The sequence below is a fragment of the Streptomyces sp. CG 926 genome (assembly GCF_003148825.1).
In the GTDB taxonomy this organism is placed as follows: domain Bacteria; phylum Actinomycetota; class Actinomycetes; order Streptomycetales; family Streptomycetaceae; genus Streptomyces.
Genome location: NZ_QGGZ01000012.1, coordinates 170,475 through 187,286 on the forward strand (window position 1 = coordinate 170,475; position 16,812 = coordinate 187,286).

A 16,812-nucleotide genomic window follows, 5' to 3' on the forward strand; every position below is an offset into this window, starting at 1 on the left:
GAGGTACGCGAAGACCCCGTCCAGGGCTTCCGGGACGGGGTCCGCCGGGACCTGGCTAGCGGGTCCGGGTCACATCATGTCTTCGATGTCGGCGGCGATCGGGTCGGCGTCGGTGCCGATGACGACCTGGATCGCGGTGCCCATCTTGACGACGCCGTGGGCGCCGGCGGCCTTGAGTGCGGCTTCGTCGACGAGGTCCGGGTTGATGACTTCGGTGCGCAGGCGGGTGATGCAGCCCTCGACCTCTTCGATGTTCTCGATGCCGCCGAGCCCGGCGACGATCTTCTCAGCCTTGGTGGCCATGTGTTTCTCCCTGAGTGTTTCGAAGAACGAGTCTCGGCGGCCAGTGTGTGGCTACCCACCTGCGTGGTCCGCTTCGTCACGGTAACGCACGGTTGGCCCATCTATGCAGGCACATGACCGGCCTCTGCCGAATGATGACGATCAGCAGCAACCTGCCCACAACTGGTCTACACCAGTGTGCCGTAAGTGTTGCGGCAGCCAAAACGGGCCGGGTCAGGGAGGACGCCGATGAGCGTGAGCAGCTCCACAGCGGTGCCACAGCCGAGTTGGCGGAGCAGTCTGTTCCAGGCGCTGCAGAAGATGGGCCGGAGCCTTCAGCTGCCGATCGCCGTCCTGCCCGCGGCGGGGATCCTGCTGCGGCTCGGGCAGCCGGACGTGTTCGGCGCGGAGGGTCTGCAGTGGACGGACGTCGCCAAGGTGATGGCGGGCGCGGGCGGGGCGTTGCTCGATCCCGATCTGGGCCTTCCTCTCCTCTTCTGCATCGGCGTCGCGATCGGGATGGCGAAGAAGGCGGACGGTTCGACGGCGCTGGCGGCCACGGCGGGGTTCCTCGTCTACCGGGGGGTGCTGCACGCGTTCCAGAAGGCCTGTCCGGTCGGGACCAAGGACATCGGGGGCGGCTGTCTGGGGCCGAACGACACCTTCGTGGCGTACACGTACCAGAACCCGGGGGTCTTCGGCGGCATCGTCATGGGGCTGCTGGCGGCCTTCTTCTGGCAGCGGTACCACCGGGTGAAGCTGGTGGACTGGCTCGGCTTCTTCAACGGTCGGCGGCTGGTCCCGATCATCATGTCGTTCGTCGCGATCGCCTTCGCCGCGCTCTGCCTGTGGGTCTGGCCGCCGGTCGGGGACGCGCTGGAGACCTTCTCCGACTGGCTGCGCGGGTTGGGCGCCTGGGGTGCGGGCATCTTCGGCATCGCGAACCGCGCGCTGTTGGTGATCGGACTGCACCAGTTCCTGAACGTGCCGATCTGGTTCCAGTTCGGGTCGTACACGGCGCCGGACGGGAAGACGTACCACGGCGACATCAACATGTTCCTGCACGGTGACCCGAACGCCGGTCTGTTCCTGTCCGGCTTCTTCCCGATCATGATGTTCGCGCTACCGGCGGCGGCGCTGGCGATCACGCACTGCGCGAAGCCGCGGCGGCGCAAGGAGGTCGGCGGTCTGATGCTGTCGGTGGCCCTGACCTCGTTCGTCACCGGGATCACGGAGCCGCTGGAGTACTCCTTCCTCTTCGTGGCGCCGGTGCTGTACGCGGTGCACGCGGTGCTGACGGGCGTGTCGATGGCGGTGACGTGGGGGCTGGGCGTCCACGACGGCTTCAGCTTCTCGGCGGGCCTGATCGACTACGTCATCAACTGGAACCTGGCGACGAAGCCGTGGCTGATCATTCCGATCGGCCTGTGCTTCGCGCTCGTCTATTACGTGGTGTTCCGTTTCGCGATCACGAAGTTCGACCTCGCGACGCCGGGGCGGGAGTCGGACGAGGAGATCGCGGCGATGGAGTCGGAGACGACCAAGGCCTGAGCGCGGCCCCGACAGGGTTACCGCACGGTCCGTCAAGGGCCTCCGGATCACGATCCGGAGGCCCTTCGGCATGCCGCGCGACATGTGATCCAGGCCACAGGAAATCGAAGGTTCCTTATCTAACCCTCACCGTGTTACAACTGGTCTACACCATGAATTGGTGTAGACCACGACCGCTTCCCCCGGCGGCGTGTCCCCCTTTCTGAGACGTCGCCGTCCTTCGTGGTTGCACCCCTTGGCGGCGCCTTGCTCCCCCCGGAGGAAGTTATGAGTACGGCTACTGACGCCGCTGCGCCGCCCGCGAAGAAGCGGGGATCCGGCCTGATCCAGGGTCTGCAGAAGGTCGGCCGCAGCCTCCAGCTGCCCATCGCCGTCCTGCCCGCCGCCGGCATCCTGCTGCGTCTCGGTCAGCCCGACGTCTTCGGCGCGGACGGTCTCGGCTGGGGCAAGGTCGCCACGGTGTTCGCCACCGCCGGTGACGCCGTCTTCTCCAACCTGCCGCTGCTCTTCTGCATCGGCGTCGCCATCGGCTTCGCCAAGAAGTCGGACGGCTCCACGGCGCTCGCCGCGCTCGTCGGTTTCCTGGTCTACAAGAACGTCCTCACCGCCTTCCCGGTGACCGAGGCCGTCATCAACACCACCGAGAACAAGGGTGTCGACGTCGCCGCGACGTACAACAACCCGGGCGTCCTCGGCGGCATCATCATGGGTCTGCTCGCCGCCGTCCTGTGGCAGCGCTTCCACCGCACCAAGCTCGTGGACTGGCTCGGCTTCTTCAACGGCCGCCGGCTCGTCCCGATCATCATGGCCTTCGTCGGTGTCCTCGCCGGTGTGTTCTTCGGTGTGGTCTGGGAGCCGATCGGCGAGGTCATCTCCAACTTCGGTGAGTGGATGACCGGGCTGGGCGCCGCGGGCGCCGGCATCTTCGGTGTCATCAACCGCGCGCTGATCCCGATCGGCATGCACCAGTTCGTCAACACCGTCGCCTGGTTCCAGATCGGTGACTTCACCAACGCCGCCGGTGAGGTCGTCCACGGTGACCTGAACCGCTTCTTCGCCGGTGACCCGGAGGCCGGTCTGTTCATGACGGGCTTCTTCCCGATCATGATGTTCGGCCTCCCGGCCGCTGCTCTGGCCATCGCCCACACCGCTCGCCCGGAGCGCCGCAAGGCCGTCACCGGCATGATGGTCTCGCTCGCCCTCACCTCGTTCGTCACGGGTGTCACCGAGCCCATCGAGTTCTCGTTCATGTTCATCGCGCCGGTGCTGTACGCGATCCACGCCGTCCTGACCGCCCTCTCCATGGCGATCACCTGGGCCCTCGGGGTGCACGCGGGCTTCACCTTCTCCGCGGGTCTGATCGACCTCGGCCTCGGCTGGAGCAAGGCGACCAACCCATGGATGATCATTCCGATCGGTCTGGTCTTCGGAGCGGTCTACTACTTCGGGTTCCGCTTCGCGATCGTCAAGTTCAACCTCCCGACGCCGGGCCGCGAGTCCGACGAGGAGCTGGCCGAGATGGCCAAGGCGGAGGCCAAGTAGGCCCCGCAGGACCGAGGAAGCCCCCGTTCTCCCGGAAGGGAGGGCGGGGGCTTCTCGTTCGTCGTGACCGGGGTTCAGACCTCGTAGACCGCGCCCGAGTACGCCAGGTCGACCGGGCCGTCGTAGACCGCGCGGGCGTCGGCGAGATTCTGCTCGGGGTCGGTCCACGGCGGGATGTGCGTGAGGACGAGCCGGCCCACGCGGCCGCCGGCCGCGTACTCGCCCGCCTGCCGGCCGTTCAGGTGCAGACCCGGGATGTCCTCCTTGCCGTGCGTGAAGGAGGACTCGCACAGGAAGAGGTCGGCGCCGTCGGCGAGCAGGCCCACCTCGGGGCAGGTGCCGGTGTCCCCGGAGTACGTGATCGAGCGGCCGCCGTGCTCGATGCGGATGCCGTACGCCTCGACCGGGTGGGAGACCCGCTCGGTGCGGATCTGCAGCGGGCCGATCTCGAAGGTGCCGGACTTCAGCGTGCGGAAGTCGAAGACCTCGCTCATCGAGCGCTCGTCGGGGACGTCGTCGTAGGCGGTGGTCAGCCGGCGCTCGGTGCCCTCGGGCCCGTAGACGGGGATGGTGCCGCAGCGGCCGCCCTCGTGCCGGTAGTAGCGGGCGACGAAGTACGCGCACATGTCGATGCAGTGATCGGCGTGCAGGTGGCTCAGGAAGATCGCGTCGAGGTCGTAGAGGCCGATGTGACGCTGCAGCTCGCCGAGGGCGCCGTTGCCCATGTCGAGGAGCAGCCGGAAGCCGTCGGCCTCGACGAGGTAGCTCGAACAGGCCGATTCCGCGGAGGGGAACGACCCCGAACAGCCGACGACGGTGAGCTTCATGGAGCGTGAACCTCCGAGGACGGTCCGTGGACGGAATGCGGGCCGTGCGTGCGTCGAGCGTAAGGCGCGAAACGTCCGGTCGCTCCTCCGCGGCAGGCCGTTGTGGGGGGAATCACCTGCGCTGTCACCCGGGGGAGCGACGGTGGGCACGGGCGTTGCCATGCCGGGGCGTTCCCGCGCGGCTAAGGTCGAAGCATGGACACGTCCTGGTGGCCCGCGGTGGCCGCGGTGGTGGCCGTGGCGCTGCTGGTGCTGGTCGCCGGGGGCCGCTTCGGGCTGCCGCGCCGGGCCCCGGCGGCGCACGGGGCCGGTCCGCCGCCGCAGCCGCGGGCGGGCGAGCTGTGGTGCCTGGCCGACGGCCGTACGTGCCTGGTCCTCGCGGTGGGGTCGGTACGGGGGCACCGGGCGCGGGTCGCGTGGATCACCGGGAAGTACGACGACCGGCGGGCCGGGGTGATCCCGCTGCCCCCGGGGACGGTCGGGGCGCAGGGCCGGGCGAGCTTCCTGGAGGCGGACCGGCCGGCGGAGGTGTCGCTGTGGGAGTTCCGGACCCGGCTGGGGATGCTGGACCCCGCGGTGTGGGACGAGATCAAGGGTCTGGGAGGCGCGCGGTGAAGCGGGAACCGGTGATCCGCCTGCGGCGGGTGTACGACCCGCCGGAGCCGGGGGCGGACGGGGTACGGGTCCTCGTGGACCGGCTCTGGCCGCGGGGCCTGGCGAAGGCGGTGGCCGCGGTGGACGAGTGGCCGAAGGGGGTGACGCCGTCGACGGAGCTGCGGAAGTGGTTCCACGACGGGGGGTCGGTGCAGGAGTTCCGGGAGCGGTACGAGGCGGAGCTGGCGGAGCCGGGGGCGGTGGCGGAGCTGGCCCGCCTGCGGGGCCTGGCGGCGGCGGGTCCCCTCACGCTGCTGACCGCGGTCAAGGACCCGGCCTCCAGCCACGCGGCCGTGCTCGCGGAGCTGCTGTCCGGCTAGCGCTGCGGTGCCGCTGCGCGGAGCTTCTCCCCGCCCCGCCCTTTCGCCGTTTCCCGGGCTCTGCCCGGACCCGCGCCTCAATCGCCGGCGAGGCTGATTTTCAGCCTCGCCGGCGATTGAGGCGCGGGGGTTCGGGGGCGGAGCCCCCGACAGCGGCGCCGCAGGGGCTACGCCCAGAGTTGGCCCTGGAGGACCTCGATGGCTTCCTCGGTGGTCGCGGCCGTGTAGACGCCGGTCGAGAGGTACTTCCAGCCGCCGTCGGCCACGACGAAGACGATGTCGGCCGATTCGCCCGCGGCCACCGCCTTGCGGCCGACGCCGATCGCCGCGTGCAGGGCGGCTCCGGTGGAGACGCCCGCGAAGATCCCCTCCTGCTGCAGCAGCTCCCGCGTCCGCGTCACCGCGTCCGCCGAGCCCACCGAGAAGCGCGTGGTGAGCACGGAGGCGTCGTAGAGCTCCGGGACGAAGCCCTCGTCCAGGTTGCGCAGCCCGTAGACCAGGTCGTCGTAGCGCGGCTCGGCCGCGACGATCTTGATGCCGGCCACGTTCTCGCGCAGGTAGCGGCCGACGCCCATGAGGGTGCCGGTCGTGCCCAGGCCCGCCACGAAGTGGGTGATGGAGGGGAGGTCCGCGAGGATCTCCGGGCCCGTGGTGGCGTAGTGCGCGCCCGCGTTGTCCGGGTTGCCGTACTGGTAGAGCATCACCCAGTCGGGGTGCTCCGCGGCCAGTTCCTTGGCCACCCGGACCGCGGTGTTCGAGCCGCCGGCGGCCGGCGACGAGATGATCTCGGCTCCCCACATGGCCAGCAGGTCACGCCGCTCCTGGCTGGTGTTCTCCGGCATCACGCACACGATGCGGTAGCCCTTGAGCTTGGCCGCCATCGCCAGCGAGATTCCGGTGTTGCCCGAGGTGGGCTCCAGGATGGTGCAGCCGGGGGTCAGCCGGCCGTCCTTCTCGGCCTGCTCGACCATGTGGAGCGCGGGGCGGTCCTTGATCGAGCCGGTCGGGTTGCGGTCCTCCAGCTTCGCCCAGATGCGGACGTCGTCCGAGGGCGACAACCGGGGCAGCCGGACCAGCGGCGTGTTGCCGACCGCGGCCAGCGGGGAGTCGTAGCGCATTACTTCGATCCGCCGGCCACGGCCGGGAGGATGGTGACGCTGTCGCCGTCCTTGAGGGCGGTGGAGATGCCCTCGAGGAAGCGGACGTCCTCGTCGTTGAGATAGACGTTGACGAAGCGGCGCAGCTGGCCGCCGTCGACGATGCGCTCCTGGATGCCCTTGTGACGCGTCTCCAGGTCGGCGAAGAGGTCGGCGAGGGTCGCGCCCTCACCGGAGACGGCCTTCTCGCCTTCGGTGTAGGTGCGGAGGATGGTGGGGATGCGGACCTCGATGGCCATGGCTGTCTCCAGTCGTCGGGGAGTGCGTGAAAAGCGTGGAAGGGTGCGGCGCGCGGTTCGTCGGCCCTCCGCGGAAGGGCTCCGGAAGGGCTCCGGTACTCAGAGCGCAGGACAGATGGCGCTGGCGAGGCGGCACAGGTCGACGTGCAGCCGCGCCACGAGCAGCAGCCTGCCGGGCGTCTCGATGCTCACGTCGTGGGAAACCATGCGGTCATGTTAACGATTCCCGGTCCCCCGTTTGGAGTGTGATCCCGCATGGTGGACCTTCGTCGCTCACATACTGGTCAGTAGGCCTCGACGACCTGCACTTCTTCCTCGGTGATCACTCCGTCGACGATCCGGTACGAGCGGAACTGGAACTCCCCGAGGCCGTCCTTGTCCGCCGTCGAGACGAGGACGTAGTGCGCGTGGGGCTCGTTCGCGTACGTGACGTCCGTGCGCGAGGGGTACGCCTCGGTCGCGGTGTGCGAGTGGTAGACGATCACCGGCTCCTCGTCGCGGTCGTCCAGCTCGCGGTAGAGCTTCAGCAGATCCTTCGAGTCGAACTCGTAGAACGTGGGCGAGCGGGCCGCGTTGAGCATGGGGACGAACCGCTCGGGGCGGTCGGTGCCCGCCGGGCCGGCCACGACACCGCACGCCTCGTCGGGGTGGTCCTGGCGGGCGTGCTCGACGATCCGGTCGTACAGGGCCTGGGTGAGGGTCAGCATGAGCGACAGGATAAGCAGACGGGCCCTTCCGTACCGAGGAGTGGTACGCAAGGGCCCGCATGGTGGACACAAGGTCCGTGGGAGCGCGGTTCCCGGCCGCGGCAGGCGGCCGGGACTCGCGGCGACCGGGTGCTACGAGGCCTTGGTGAAGGCCGCGCCGCGCGGGTCGCGGGACTTCATGACCAGGTAGGAGACACCCAGGATCAGACCCCACAGCGGGGCGCAGTACAGCGAGACGCGGGAGTCCTTGTCGGCGCCCATCATCACGATGACCATGCCGATGAAGAGCAGCGCGAACCAGCTCGTGTAGGGGGCGCCGGGGGCGCGGAACGCGGACTGCGGCAGCTCGCCGCGGTCGGACTTGGCCCGGTAGCGGATCTGGCAGACCAGGATCATGATCCAGGCCCACATGCCGGAGATGGTGGCGAAGGAGACGACGTAGTCGAAGGCCTTGCCCGGGGCGACGTAGTTGATCCAGACGCCCACCAGCATCAGCGCGGCGGAGAAGGTGGTGCCCACCAGCGGGGTGCCGCTCTTGGTGAGCTTGGTGAAGACCTTCGGGCCCTGGCCGTTGATCGCGAGGTCGCGCAGCATGCGGCCGGTGGAGTACATGCCCGAGTTGCAGGAGGAGAGCGCGGCGGTCAGCACGACGAAGTTGACGATCGCGGCGCCGATGCCGAGGCCCATGCGCTCGAAGGCGGCGACGAAGGGCGAGACGCCCGGCTGGAAGTGCGTCCACGGGACGACCGACAGGATCATGATCAGCGCGCCGACGTAGAAGACGGCGATGCGCCACGGCACGGTGTTGATGGCCTTGGGCAGGGTCTTCTCGGGGTCCTTGGACTCGCCGGCGGTGACGCCGACCAGCTCGACCGCGAGGAAGGCGAACATCACGATCTGCAGGGTCATCAGCGTGCCGCCGATGCCCTTGGGGAAGAAGCCGCCGTCGTTCCACAGGTTGGAGACGGTGGCGGTGTCGGCCGCGTCGGAGAAGCCGATGGTGAGGATGCCGGCGCAGATCAGGATCATGCCGACGATGGCGGTGACCTTGACCATGGAGAACCAGAACTCCAGCTCACCGAAGAGCTTCACGGAGATCAGGTTGGCGGCGTAGAGGATGACCGTGAAGATCAGCGCGTAAGCCCACTGCGGGAAGCTGTCGTGGGTCCAGTACGACATGTACTGCGCGGCGGCGGTGACCTCGGTGATGCCGGTGACCACCCAGAACAGCCAGTACGTCCAGCCCGTGACGTATCCCCAGAACGGGCCCAGGAACTCGCGGGCGTAGTCCGAGAAGGAACCGGAGACGGGCCGGTACATGAGCAGCTCGCCCAGGGCCCGCATGATGAAGAAGATGACCAGGCCCGCGATGGCGTACGCCAGGATCAGGCTGGGTCCGGCCTTGGAGATGGCCTTGCCCGCTCCGAGGAACAGGCCGGTGCCGATGGCTCCGCCGATCGCGATCATCTGGATCTGACGGGCGCCGAGCGTGCGGTGGTAACCCTCGCCGCCTTCGCCCGAACCGCCCTCGCCGGGCGTCTTGTCGTGCTGCTCGACCTGCACAGAGGTCATGTCTGGTGCGCCTTTCTCCACGCCGACCCGCGCCTTCGTTGGCGACGGATCGGGTCCTCGATCCCCCCGGATACGGATGGAGTTGCACGCCGGCGATCAGCCGGGCCAAGCCAGCCGGGGGACATGGGTGGCGTCCCTTCGGCAGTCGTGAAGATTTATCACGGCCTTACGGCTGCCCGAGGGGGAGAAATGTGGCGCAGGGCATCAAAAATTCACCCCAAAGACCCAGAAATGGATCAGATCACCGCATGGCGGTGATCTGATCGTTATCCGGATTTGAGCGTCCGCTGAGCGAACGGTGTTCCCTTTTGAGGATCCTCAGAGGGTTTCGATCAAGGTTTCCTGGAGACCGCCGAGCCAGAGGTAGGCCATGACCATCGGCTTGCGCGGGTCCTCGTCCGGCAGCCGGAACAGCACGGCGCTCTCGTCGTCCTCGGTGATGTCGAGCCGGGCCGCGATGGTCAGGCGCAGGTCGTTGAGCGCGCCGAGCCAGCGCAGCGGCAACTCGCCGGACAGCTCCAGCACCGCCGCCCCGTCGCCGGCCGTGGTGAGCCCGTCCAGGCTGCGTACGACCGCGAGCGCGTCCTCGCGCTTGCGGGCGCGCAGGTCGTTCTCGGTGAAGCGGCGGAACTCCGCGGAGCGGGCCGTGAGCTCCTCGGGGTCCACCCCCTTGTCACCGGCCCCGTCGGGGGCCCCGTAGGCGTCGGGGAAGAGCCGGGCGAGCGCCGGGTCGGACGGGGGCTCTGAGGGGCCCTCGGCGAACAGCGCGGCGAGCGGGTCGGCGTCCTCGGCGGGCTCCGGCGCACCGGGGCCGATCAACTCCAGCAGTTGGACGGCCAGGGAGCGCAGGATCGAGATCTCGATCTCGTCGAGCGCGATGGCGGCGCCGCCGCCCTTCAGGGACTCGAAGGCGCCGCCCATCAGTTGCGGTCCTGCGAGAGGGTCGCCCACAGGCCGTAGCCGTGCATGGCCTGCACGTCGCGCTCCATTTCCTCGCGGGTGCCGCTCGACACGACCGCCCGCCCCTTGTGGTGGACGTCGAGCATCAACTTGTGTGCCACGTCCTTCGAGTAGCCGAAATACGCCTGGAACACGTACGCCACGTAGCTCATGAGGTTGACCGGGTCGTTGTGCACCAGGGTCACCCAGGGGACGTCGGGTTCGGGGACGGCGAAGGTCTCTTCGGCGGATTCGGTGCGTTCGATCTCAACAGGAGCAACACTCACTCGTCCCATGCTGCCACCTCGACTGCGCCGCCGCCCAAACAGGGGCCGGACGGCCCCCGGAACGGACCGCTCCCCTACCCCGCGACGGGCGGATCCCACGATCACCACCTACATCTCGTCACTTTGACGAAATGTGCGCTAGCATCCCAGCCATGAACCCTGCGGACCTGGGCCTGCCGGTGGACGTGCCGTCGACAGCGCTCTTCACGGATCACTACGAGCTCACGATGTTGCAGGCCGCCCTGGCCAACGGCACCGCCGACCGACGTTCGGTCTTCGAGGTGTTCACCCGCCGGCTGCCCGAGGGCCGCCGCTACGGAGTGATCGCCGGGACCGGGCGGGTACTGGACGCGGTGGAGAACTTCCGCTTCGACGGCGCCGTGCTCGAATTCCTGCGCGAGCGGGCCGTCGTCGACATGCGGACGCTGGACTGGCTGGCCTCGTACCGCTTCTCCGGCGACATCTGGGGATACCAGGAGGGGGAGGTCTACTTCCCCGGCTCCCCCGTCCTTCGGGTGGAGGGCAGCTTCGCCGAGTGCGTGCTGCTGGAGACCGTGATCCTGTCGATCCTCAACCACGACTCGGCGATCGCCGCGGCCGCCTCCCGGATGTCCTCGGCGGCGGGCGGACGCCCGCTGATCGAGATGGGCGCCCGGCGCACGCACGAGCTGGCGGCCGTCGCCGCCTCGCGGGCCGCCTACGTGGGCGGCTTCACCTCGACCTCGGACCTGGCGGCCGGATTCCGGTACGGCATCCCGACGGTCGGCACGAGCGCGCACGCCTTCACCCTGGTCCACGACAGCGAGCGGGACGCCTTCACGGCGCAGGTCGACTCGCTGGGGCGGGGCACCACCTTGCTGGTGGACACCTACGACGTGGCCGAGGCGGTCCGCACGGCGGTGGACATCGCCGGACCGGAGCTGGGCGCCGTCCGGATCGACTCCGGGGACCTGCTGCTGGTGGCCCACCGGGTGCGGCAGCAGCTCGACGAGCTGGGCGCGACCTCGACGAAGATCGTGGTCACCTCGGACCTCGACGAGTACGCCATCGCCTCGCTGGCGGCGGCCCCGGTCGACGCGTACGGCGTGGGCACCCAGCTGGTGACCGGCAGCGGGCACCCGACGTGCTCGATGGTCTACAAGCTGGTGGCGCGGGCCACGTCGGCGGACCCGAAGGCGGCGCTGGCCCCGGTGGCCAAGAAGTCCTCGGGCGGCAAGACCTCCATCGGCGGCCGCAAGTGGGCGGCGCGGCGGCGGGACGCGGAGGGGATCGCGGAGGCGGAGGTCATCGGCGTGGGCCCGGTGCCGGCGGCCCTGGCCGACGACCAGCTCCTGACCCAGCTGGTCAAGGCCGGCGAGGTGGTGGCCCGCGAGCCGCTGGAGGCCGCCCGGGACCGCCACCGCGCGGTGCGTGCGAGCCTGCCCCTGTCGGCGACCCAGCTCTCGCGCGGCGAGGCCGTGATTCCTACGGAGTACATCTAGACCGGGCCTGGTCCTGGACGACCCGTGCGGCGCCGTGGCGGGGGGTCCGCCCCCCAGCCCCCCCGCCTCCATCGCCGGCGGGGCTGGAACACCGGGGCGGAGCCGCAGTTTCGGGAAGGGGCGGGGTGGGGGAAGAGCCCCCCGCAGGGCCCGCCGCAGCACACCATCGAGCCGAAGGGCACGCGAAATGCACCGCGCACTGATCGTCGTCGACGTACAGAACGACTTCTGCGAGGGCGGCAGCCTCGCGGTCACCGGCGGAGCCGACGTCGCCGCCGCCGTCACCGAGTACATCGGCCAGGCCACGCCCGCGTACCGGCACGTCGTCGCCACCCGCGACCACCACGTCGACCCCGGGTCGCACTTCGCGCACCCGCCGGCCGAGCCGGACTACGAGACCTCCTGGCCCGTCCACTGCGTCGCCGGGACGGAGGGCGTGGGCTTCCACCCGAACTTCGCCCCCGCGGTGGCCTCGGGAGCCGTCTCCGCCGTCTTCGACAAGGGCGCGTACGAGGCCGCGTACAGCGGCTTCGAGGGCGCCGACGAGAACGGGACCACGCTCGGCCAGTGGCTGCGGGACCGGCACGTCACCGAGGTGGACGTGGTCGGGATCGCCACCGATCACTGCGTGAAGGCCACCGCCCTCGACGCATCCCGCGCCGGCTTCGGCACCCGGGTCCTGCTGGACCTGACCGCCGCCGTGGCCCCGCACACGACCGCACGGGCCCTGGACGAGCTCCGTACGGCCGGTGTGAAGTTGGTCGGCGGTCGGGCCGACGAGGCGCCCTAGGCACCCCTGGGCGCTGCTGCGCGCTTCCGGGCGCCCCCTCGGCGCCGTGCGCGCCGCTACGTGCCCAGCAGGGCCCGGATGGGGTGCCAGAGCTCCTGGGCGCGGTCCGGTGCGCCGCGCCACAGCAGGCCGTCCGGATGGTGCAGGACGGCCGTGACCTCGTCCGGGGTCGGCGGGTGCGCGTTGCCCCGCAGGTACACCGCTCGCATCCCGAGGTTCCGCAGCCTGGTCAGGGCGCGGGCCCGGTTCGCGGCGTGCACCAGCACGCGGACATTTCCACCTTCTCCGGACGGCCTCGGCAGTGTGAGTGCTACCACCACACTGCCGCCCGGCAATCTCACGAAACCGCCGCCTGGCATCGCTGTCATCTCCCCCGTCAATAAGAAACTCGTACCGGGCATCTAAACGCGAACGGCCGCCGCCCGCTAGAGGGCGACGGCCGATCATGCTCTGACCTGCGGTTTTAACGAGTTACTTCGAGGAGGGGCCGACCTCGATGGTCATGACCTCACCGTCGTAGGTCTCCTTCAGGATCTTGATCTTGGTGTTGGTGTCAGTGACCTTCACCGATCCGGTCGGGTTCTCGTCGTAGTAGTACTTGCCCTTGTGGTCGTCGAAGACCAGGTTCGCGGGCTTCGGCTTGAGGAAGAGCTCCTCGCCGTTCTTGTGCAGGGTGAAGGCATCCGTGGAGTACGCGCTGAAGGTGGCGTCGTACGGCTGGATCTTGTTGCGGAGCAGCGTGCCGTCCGCCCACTTCATGGGCTTGGCGTTGGCGTCGATCGGGAGGATCAGACCCTGGCCCGGGTGGACGCTGGTGTTGTTGTCCTTCTGGCTGGTGTCCCACTGCCAGATGAGCAGACCGTCCTGGTACGGGTAGTGCTCGACCCAGTCCGGCTTGGTGTTGCCGAAGCCGAAGTTGTACGGCCCCACCTTGAGGGTGGCGTCGGACGACACGTAGCGACGGTTCTCCGCGATGTAACGCTGCGCGTACTCCTTGGAGAAGTCGGCGCCGATGCGCGAGAAGCCCTTGCCGGTCCAGCCGTTGTCGCCGTTCTCGGCGCCGTCGGTGAACAGCGCGGAGCCGTCGGCCGTCAGCGAGATGGCGTCGGCCGCGAAGCCCTTGCCGCCCGCGCCGCCGTCCGTCTGGTAGCGGAAGCGGAGGTCGACCTTCTTGCCCGCGTAGGCGTCGAGCGGGAAGTTCAGCGACTTCCAGGCACCCGAGACACCGGTGAGCGACGGGCTGCCGGAGGCGTCGGCCGGGAGGGCCGTGCCGTCGGCGGTGCCGGCCAGCGCGGTCCAGGTGGCGCCGCCGTCCGTGGACACCTCGGTGTAGAGGTAGTCGTAGTCGGCCTCGATGTCCCACCAGCCCTTGAGGGACAGGGCGGCGGACTTCTTGCCGGTCAGGTCGACCGAGCGGGTCAGGGTGTTCTTGAGGTCGTCACCCATGTTGCTCCACCACTGGGTGGAGCCCTCGGCCGGCTTGACGACCTCGGTCTTGACCTGCTTCTTCGGCAGCTCGACGACCAGCGCCTGCTTGTCCTTGGTGTTGAACGCCGACACGCCCAGCTTGTGGGTGGACTTCGTCGCGGCCTTGGCCGTGTCGTAGTTCAGCCAGCCCAGCTGGAGCTTGTCCCAGGCGGTCATGTCGCCCGGGGTGTCGCCGATGGAGTCCTTGCCCTTGCCGAGCCAGGAACCGGCCGACATCAGCGACCAGAAGCCGACGCTGTTGTCGCCGCCACCGGTGGTGTCGTAGAGGTCGGGCAGACCGAGGTCGTGACCGTACTCGTGCGCGAAGACACCGAGGCCGCCGTTCTCGGGCTGCATCGTGTAGTCGCCGACCCAGATACCGGTGTTGCCGATCTGGGTACCACCGGCCTTGTTGTTGTCCGGGCCGGTCTTGCCCGCCGCGGTGCCGTAGGCGTACCAGCGGTGCGCCCACAGCGCGGTCGTGCCCTGAACGCCGCCACCGGCCGACTCGTCCTCGCCCGCGTGGACGATCTGGAAGTGGTCGATGTAGCCGTCGGGCTCGTTGAAGTTGCCGTCGTTGTCGAAGTCGTAGCGGTCCCACTGGTCGTACTGGGCCAGCTGCGCCTTGATCTGCGCGTCGGTCTTGCCGGCCTTCTTCTGGGCCTCCGACCACGCGGTGACGCCGTCCTTGACGGTGTCCCACACGTTGGAGCAGTTGGTCTGGCCGCAGTAGTTGGAGCCGTAACGGCCCTCGTTGTACGGGACCTTGACCCAGTCGGCGACCTCGCCCTCGACCGAGTAACGGCCCGAGGAGGTCTTCTCGTAGTAGGTCTTCAGCGACTCCTTGCCCTGACCCGTCGCGAAGTACAGGTCCTGGAAGTACTCACGGCTGAAGTCCTTGCGCCAGGCGGTGCTGTTGTCCTTGGCGCGGTCCGGCTGGGCGATCGTGTTGTGCAGCGGACCGGGGGTACCGCCGTACTTGGGGGCCTCGGGCTTGGGGCCCGGACCGTCCGGGTCGTACATGGTCGTGTTGTCGACCTGGTCGCCGAACTCGACGAGGATCGTGAAGATCTTGTCGGTCTTCTCACGGCCGAGCTCGACGTACTTCTTGTCGTCGAGCTTGACGACCTTGGAGGCGCCGCGCTGCTCGACGCCCTTCTTGCCGGTCAGCACCTGGTCCAGGGCGGCCGCGCGCTGCTTGGCCTGCTGGTCGCTGAACGGGCCCTTGAGGTCGTGCTCGACGACCTTCGAGGGCGACGTCGGGTCCTGCCGGTCGGCCGCCGGGGCGGCCTGGGCCTTGCCCTCGGCCTGGGCCGCGGTAACGGTGAAGAAGGTGGCGCTTGTCGCACAAGCGGCCATGGTCACGGTGACAGCGGCAGCGCGTATCGCACGCCGTCTGGCGGAATTGCTGGTCACTTGATGTCGTTCCCCTCCCGCGGCCGCAACGTTGGTCGGAACTTCTCCATAGGAGCGGGGGGTTCCGCGCGGCGCGCGTCTCAAGTGACGACATTTGACCGGAGGGAAGCGAGAAAAGACAGACCTTGACTTGACCCTTACAACTGCACTATGCGGTCAGGGAGTTCCGCTATCCGGACGTTCCACTTCCATACGGGGCGAAGGGCCCTTCCCGACCCCGCCGACGGTCCGTCCCGTCCCCCTTTCTCCCCCTGCCGTCGCCCGGAAAATGATCCCGTGCGCCCCCTGTGCTCCGGCACCGTGTGTTAGGTCACGCTTACCGGCGGTCCGACTCGGGCATCTCCCGTCATAGAGTCACTTGGCGCGCGAACTGGTCGAGCCGACTCCCCCTCCCCTCACCGAGGACGGATATCGCCATGCCGCGTCCGACTGCCGCACAGCTCGCGTACGGGTCCGCCACGGTCGTCGTGTCGACGATCGCCATGCTGCTGCTCTCGCAGACGAGCACCGGGCTCGGAGTCGCGGTCATCTCCGCCGCCGCGCTCGCCCTGGGTCTGCTCGTCGCGCTCACCGTGCCCCTCCCGCGGCGCCGCGGCCGCCACGCGGCGCGTACGGGTGCCTCCCGGGCCGGCGGGGCCGCCGGGGCCGCTGCGGCCCAGGAGGGCGCTACAGGGGACGCCCGGGTGCCCGAGCCCCGGACGGCAACGGCCGAACACCCCGTACATCACTGACGATCGACGCCGAACGCGGCGCGGGCGGCCTCCCCTGAGGGAGGCCGCCCGCGCCGCGATGCGTCATGCCTAGCCGGTGGCCTGGACCACCACGGTCTTGGCGACCTTGTCGTGCAGGCCCTGCTTGTACGGCTTGTCGACCAGGATCGAGACGACCAGCGCGATCGGCCACAGGCAGGCGCAGCAGATCAGGGTCGGCAGCCAGAGCACGGCGGCGCGCGACAGGGCGGCGTTGGACTGCGGCACGCTGCCGTCGTTGAGCATCGCGACGCGCAGCTTCATCGCCCGCTTGCCGACCGTCTGGCCGTTCTTCTTGGTGAACCACCAGTCGTAGCCGACGTACGCGACGATCGAGATCAGGGTCATGATCAGGCCGCTGCCGCTGTAGGTCTTGCTGAAGACCTCGCTGATGTCCTCGCCCTGGTCGGTGTTGTACTCGTAGCGGTTCGTGCCGAAGGCCAGCTGGATGAGGGCCAGCGGGATGGCGACGATCACCACGTCGATGATGCGCGCGAGGAGTCGCTTGCCGAAGTCGGCGAGCGGGGGCATGCCGGCGAGCGGATCGGGCATGCCGTAGCCGCCGCTCCCGCCGTACGGGTCCCCGCCGCCGTACGGGGGCGGCGGGGGCGGGTATCCCCCGCCGCCCGGGCCTCCGGGCGGGGGGCCTCCGGGCGGGGGCGGACCGCCACTGCCGGGGGGCGGCGAGCCGTACGGCGAACCGCCCGACGGAGGCGTCGGTTCCTGGGGCTTCTTGAGGAACGGGTCGTCCTCGGGCGGCTGGCCCGGCGGCTGGTCGGTACTCATGGCCCGAGTCGAACCCGACTCCGACACCCTCGCAACGGGACCGCGT

At 69.3% G+C, this 16,812-nt stretch carries 18 protein-coding genes and 1 pseudogene; 7 read left to right on the forward strand and 12 right to left on the reverse strand.

Translation table 11 applies throughout. The features are described 5' to 3' along the window. Window positions 1-69 precede the first annotated feature (69 nt). Window positions 70-312 (reverse strand): annotated as a pseudogene (locus tag BCL76_RS29725) (glucose PTS transporter subunit EIIB); the annotation flags it as partial. A 219-nt stretch (window positions 313-531) separates the two neighbouring features. Between BCL76_RS29725 and BCL76_RS29730 the strand changes: the two are divergent. Together BCL76_RS29730 and BCL76_RS29735 are read left to right on the forward strand one after the other, a co-directional pair. Beyond that, window positions 532-1,833, forward strand: coding sequence for a PTS transporter subunit EIIC (locus BCL76_RS29730; protein WP_109782444.1), 1,302 nt, complete (start codon window positions 532-534; stop codon window positions 1,831-1,833). 267 nt (window positions 1,834-2,100) lie between these two features. Further along, window positions 2,101-3,375, forward strand: coding sequence for a PTS transporter subunit EIIC (locus BCL76_RS29735; RefSeq protein WP_109782445.1), 1,275 nt, complete (start codon window positions 2,101-2,103; stop codon window positions 3,373-3,375). A 74-nt stretch (window positions 3,376-3,449) separates the two neighbouring features. Here the strand turns inward: BCL76_RS29735 and BCL76_RS29740 are convergent, their stop codons facing one another. Then, window positions 3,450-4,202 (reverse strand): MBL fold metallo-hydrolase, encoded by a 753-nt coding sequence (locus tag BCL76_RS29740; protein ID WP_109782446.1) that lies wholly within the window; start codon window positions 4,200-4,202, stop codon window positions 3,450-3,452. Window positions 4,203-4,397: 195 nt separating this feature from the next. Here BCL76_RS29740 and BCL76_RS29745 point away from each other — a divergent pair, with 195 nt between their 5' ends. Then, window positions 4,398-4,817 carry a hypothetical protein gene (locus tag BCL76_RS29745; protein WP_109782447.1) on the forward strand — a complete coding sequence of 140 codons (420 nt, stop codon included), beginning with the start codon at window positions 4,398-4,400 and terminating at the stop codon, window positions 4,815-4,817. Beyond that, window positions 4,814-5,176 (forward strand): DUF488 domain-containing protein, encoded by a 363-nt coding sequence (locus BCL76_RS29750; RefSeq protein ID WP_258309967.1) that lies wholly within the window; start codon window positions 4,814-4,816, stop codon window positions 5,174-5,176. Before BCL76_RS29745 ends, BCL76_RS29750 begins: the two co-directional genes overlap by 4 nt. A 167-nt stretch (window positions 5,177-5,343) precedes the next feature. On the opposite strand, the gene BCL76_RS29755 is transcribed toward BCL76_RS29750, so the two are convergent. From BCL76_RS29755 to clpS, 7 genes are all read right to left on the reverse strand, one after another. Continuing rightward, on the reverse strand, window positions 5,344-6,294 hold the full coding sequence (locus tag BCL76_RS29755) for a PLP-dependent cysteine synthase family protein (protein ID WP_109782448.1): 951 nt from the start codon (window positions 6,292-6,294) through the stop codon (window positions 5,344-5,346). Beyond that, window positions 6,294-6,572, reverse strand: a complete 279-nt coding sequence (locus tag BCL76_RS29760; protein ID WP_109782449.1) for a MoaD/ThiS family protein — start codon at window positions 6,570-6,572, stop codon at window positions 6,294-6,296. The genes BCL76_RS29755 and BCL76_RS29760 overlap by 1 nt, the downstream gene beginning before the upstream one ends. Window positions 6,573-6,671: 99 nt before the next feature. Continuing rightward, window positions 6,672-6,779 (reverse strand): putative leader peptide, encoded by a 108-nt coding sequence (locus BCL76_RS40540; RefSeq protein WP_314252769.1) that lies wholly within the window; start codon window positions 6,777-6,779, stop codon window positions 6,672-6,674. Between the two features lie 77 nt (window positions 6,780-6,856). Next, window positions 6,857-7,279: a Mov34/MPN/PAD-1 family protein gene (locus BCL76_RS29765; RefSeq protein WP_030769606.1), complete on the reverse strand. Its 423-nt coding sequence runs from the start codon at window positions 7,277-7,279 to the stop codon at window positions 6,857-6,859. 132 nt (window positions 7,280-7,411) lie between these two features. Continuing rightward, window positions 7,412-8,851 (reverse strand): amino acid permease, encoded by a 1,440-nt coding sequence (locus tag BCL76_RS29770; protein WP_030724304.1) that lies wholly within the window; start codon window positions 8,849-8,851, stop codon window positions 7,412-7,414. Between the two features lie 318 nt (window positions 8,852-9,169). Continuing rightward, window positions 9,170-9,772, reverse strand: a complete 603-nt coding sequence (locus tag BCL76_RS29775; RefSeq protein ID WP_109782450.1) for a DUF2017 domain-containing protein — start codon at window positions 9,770-9,772, stop codon at window positions 9,170-9,172. Beyond that, a complete protein-coding gene (clpS, locus tag BCL76_RS29780; protein ID WP_030010601.1) occupies window positions 9,772-10,086 on the reverse strand; it encodes an ATP-dependent Clp protease adapter ClpS in 315 nt (104 codons plus the stop codon). The genes BCL76_RS29775 and clpS overlap by 1 nt, the downstream gene beginning before the upstream one ends. Window positions 10,087-10,229: 143 nt before the next feature. Here clpS and BCL76_RS29785 point away from each other — a divergent pair, with 143 nt between their 5' ends. Together BCL76_RS29785 and BCL76_RS29790 are read left to right on the forward strand one after the other, a co-directional pair. Continuing rightward, entirely contained in the window at window positions 10,230-11,558 is a 1,329-nt protein-coding gene (locus tag BCL76_RS29785; protein ID WP_109782451.1) for a nicotinate phosphoribosyltransferase, read from the forward strand. A 187-nt stretch (window positions 11,559-11,745) separates the two neighbouring features. Continuing rightward, the gene (locus BCL76_RS29790) at window positions 11,746-12,348 is read left to right on the forward strand and encodes a nicotinamidase (RefSeq protein WP_109782452.1); all 603 of its coding nucleotides are present in this window, start codon (window positions 11,746-11,748) and stop codon (window positions 12,346-12,348) included. 56 nt (window positions 12,349-12,404) lie between these two features. On the opposite strand, the gene BCL76_RS29795 is transcribed toward BCL76_RS29790, so the two are convergent. Then, window positions 12,405-12,707, reverse strand: coding sequence for a hypothetical protein (locus BCL76_RS29795; RefSeq protein WP_033226620.1), 303 nt, complete (start codon window positions 12,705-12,707; stop codon window positions 12,405-12,407). A 112-nt stretch (window positions 12,708-12,819) separates the two neighbouring features. Next, entirely contained in the window at window positions 12,820-15,174 is a 2,355-nt protein-coding gene (locus tag BCL76_RS29800; protein ID WP_109782453.1) for an immune inhibitor A domain-containing protein, read from the reverse strand. Between the two features lie 473 nt (window positions 15,175-15,647). On the opposite strand from BCL76_RS29800, the gene BCL76_RS29805 reads away from it, so the two are divergent. Beyond that, entirely contained in the window at window positions 15,648-15,962 is a 315-nt protein-coding gene (locus tag BCL76_RS29805; protein WP_109782454.1) for a hypothetical protein, read from the forward strand. A 69-nt stretch (window positions 15,963-16,031) separates the two neighbouring features. Here BCL76_RS29805 and BCL76_RS29810 read toward each other — a convergent pair whose 3' ends face one another. Further along, the gene (locus BCL76_RS29810; protein WP_109782455.1) at window positions 16,032-16,766 is read right to left on the reverse strand and encodes an RDD family protein; all 735 of its coding nucleotides are present in this window, start codon (window positions 16,764-16,766) and stop codon (window positions 16,032-16,034) included. Window positions 16,767-16,812 lie beyond the last annotated feature (46 nt).

What these genes read in the sequence shown, in the direction of transcription:
- BCL76_RS29775 (WP_109782450.1), bottom strand. Translation starts at nt 9,772, where the DNA reads ATGGGCGGCGCCTTCGAGTCCCTGAAGGGCGGCGGCGCCGCCATCGCG.
- BCL76_RS29730 (WP_109782444.1), top strand. Translation starts at nt 532, where the DNA reads ATGAGCGTGAGCAGCTCCACAGCGGTGCCACAGCCGAGTTGGCGGAGC.
- BCL76_RS29785 (WP_109782451.1), top strand. Translation starts at nt 10,230, where the DNA reads ATGAACCCTGCGGACCTGGGCCTGCCGGTGGACGTGCCGTCGACAGCG.
- clpS (WP_030010601.1), bottom strand. Translation starts at nt 10,086, where the DNA reads ATGGGACGAGTGAGTGTTGCTCCTGTTGAGATCGAACGCACCGAATCC.
- BCL76_RS29795 (WP_033226620.1), bottom strand. Translation starts at nt 12,707, where the DNA reads ATGCCAGGCGGCGGTTTCGTGAGATTGCCGGGCGGCAGTGTGGTGGTA.
- BCL76_RS40540 (WP_314252769.1), bottom strand. Translation starts at nt 6,779, where the DNA reads ATGGTTTCCCACGACGTGAGCATCGAGACGCCCGGCAGGCTGCTGCTC.
- BCL76_RS29770 (WP_030724304.1), bottom strand. Translation starts at nt 8,851, where the DNA reads ATGACCTCTGTGCAGGTCGAGCAGCACGACAAGACGCCCGGCGAGGGC.
- BCL76_RS29790 (WP_109782452.1), top strand. Translation starts at nt 11,746, where the DNA reads ATGCACCGCGCACTGATCGTCGTCGACGTACAGAACGACTTCTGCGAG.
- BCL76_RS29745 (WP_109782447.1), top strand. Translation starts at nt 4,398, where the DNA reads ATGGACACGTCCTGGTGGCCCGCGGTGGCCGCGGTGGTGGCCGTGGCG.
- BCL76_RS29765 (WP_030769606.1), bottom strand. Translation starts at nt 7,279, where the DNA reads ATGCTGACCCTCACCCAGGCCCTGTACGACCGGATCGTCGAGCACGCC.
- BCL76_RS29800 (WP_109782453.1), bottom strand. Translation starts at nt 15,174, where the DNA reads ATGGCCGCTTGTGCGACAAGCGCCACCTTCTTCACCGTTACCGCGGCC.
- BCL76_RS29755 (WP_109782448.1), bottom strand. Translation starts at nt 6,294, where the DNA reads ATGCGCTACGACTCCCCGCTGGCCGCGGTCGGCAACACGCCGCTGGTC.
- BCL76_RS29810 (WP_109782455.1), bottom strand. Translation starts at nt 16,766, where the DNA reads ATGAGTACCGACCAGCCGCCGGGCCAGCCGCCCGAGGACGACCCGTTC.
- BCL76_RS29735 (WP_109782445.1), top strand. Translation starts at nt 2,101, where the DNA reads ATGAGTACGGCTACTGACGCCGCTGCGCCGCCCGCGAAGAAGCGGGGA.
- BCL76_RS29740 (WP_109782446.1), bottom strand. Translation starts at nt 4,202, where the DNA reads ATGAAGCTCACCGTCGTCGGCTGTTCGGGGTCGTTCCCCTCCGCGGAA.
- BCL76_RS29760 (WP_109782449.1), bottom strand. Translation starts at nt 6,572, where the DNA reads ATGGCCATCGAGGTCCGCATCCCCACCATCCTCCGCACCTACACCGAA.
- BCL76_RS29805 (WP_109782454.1), top strand. Translation starts at nt 15,648, where the DNA reads ATGCCGCGTCCGACTGCCGCACAGCTCGCGTACGGGTCCGCCACGGTC.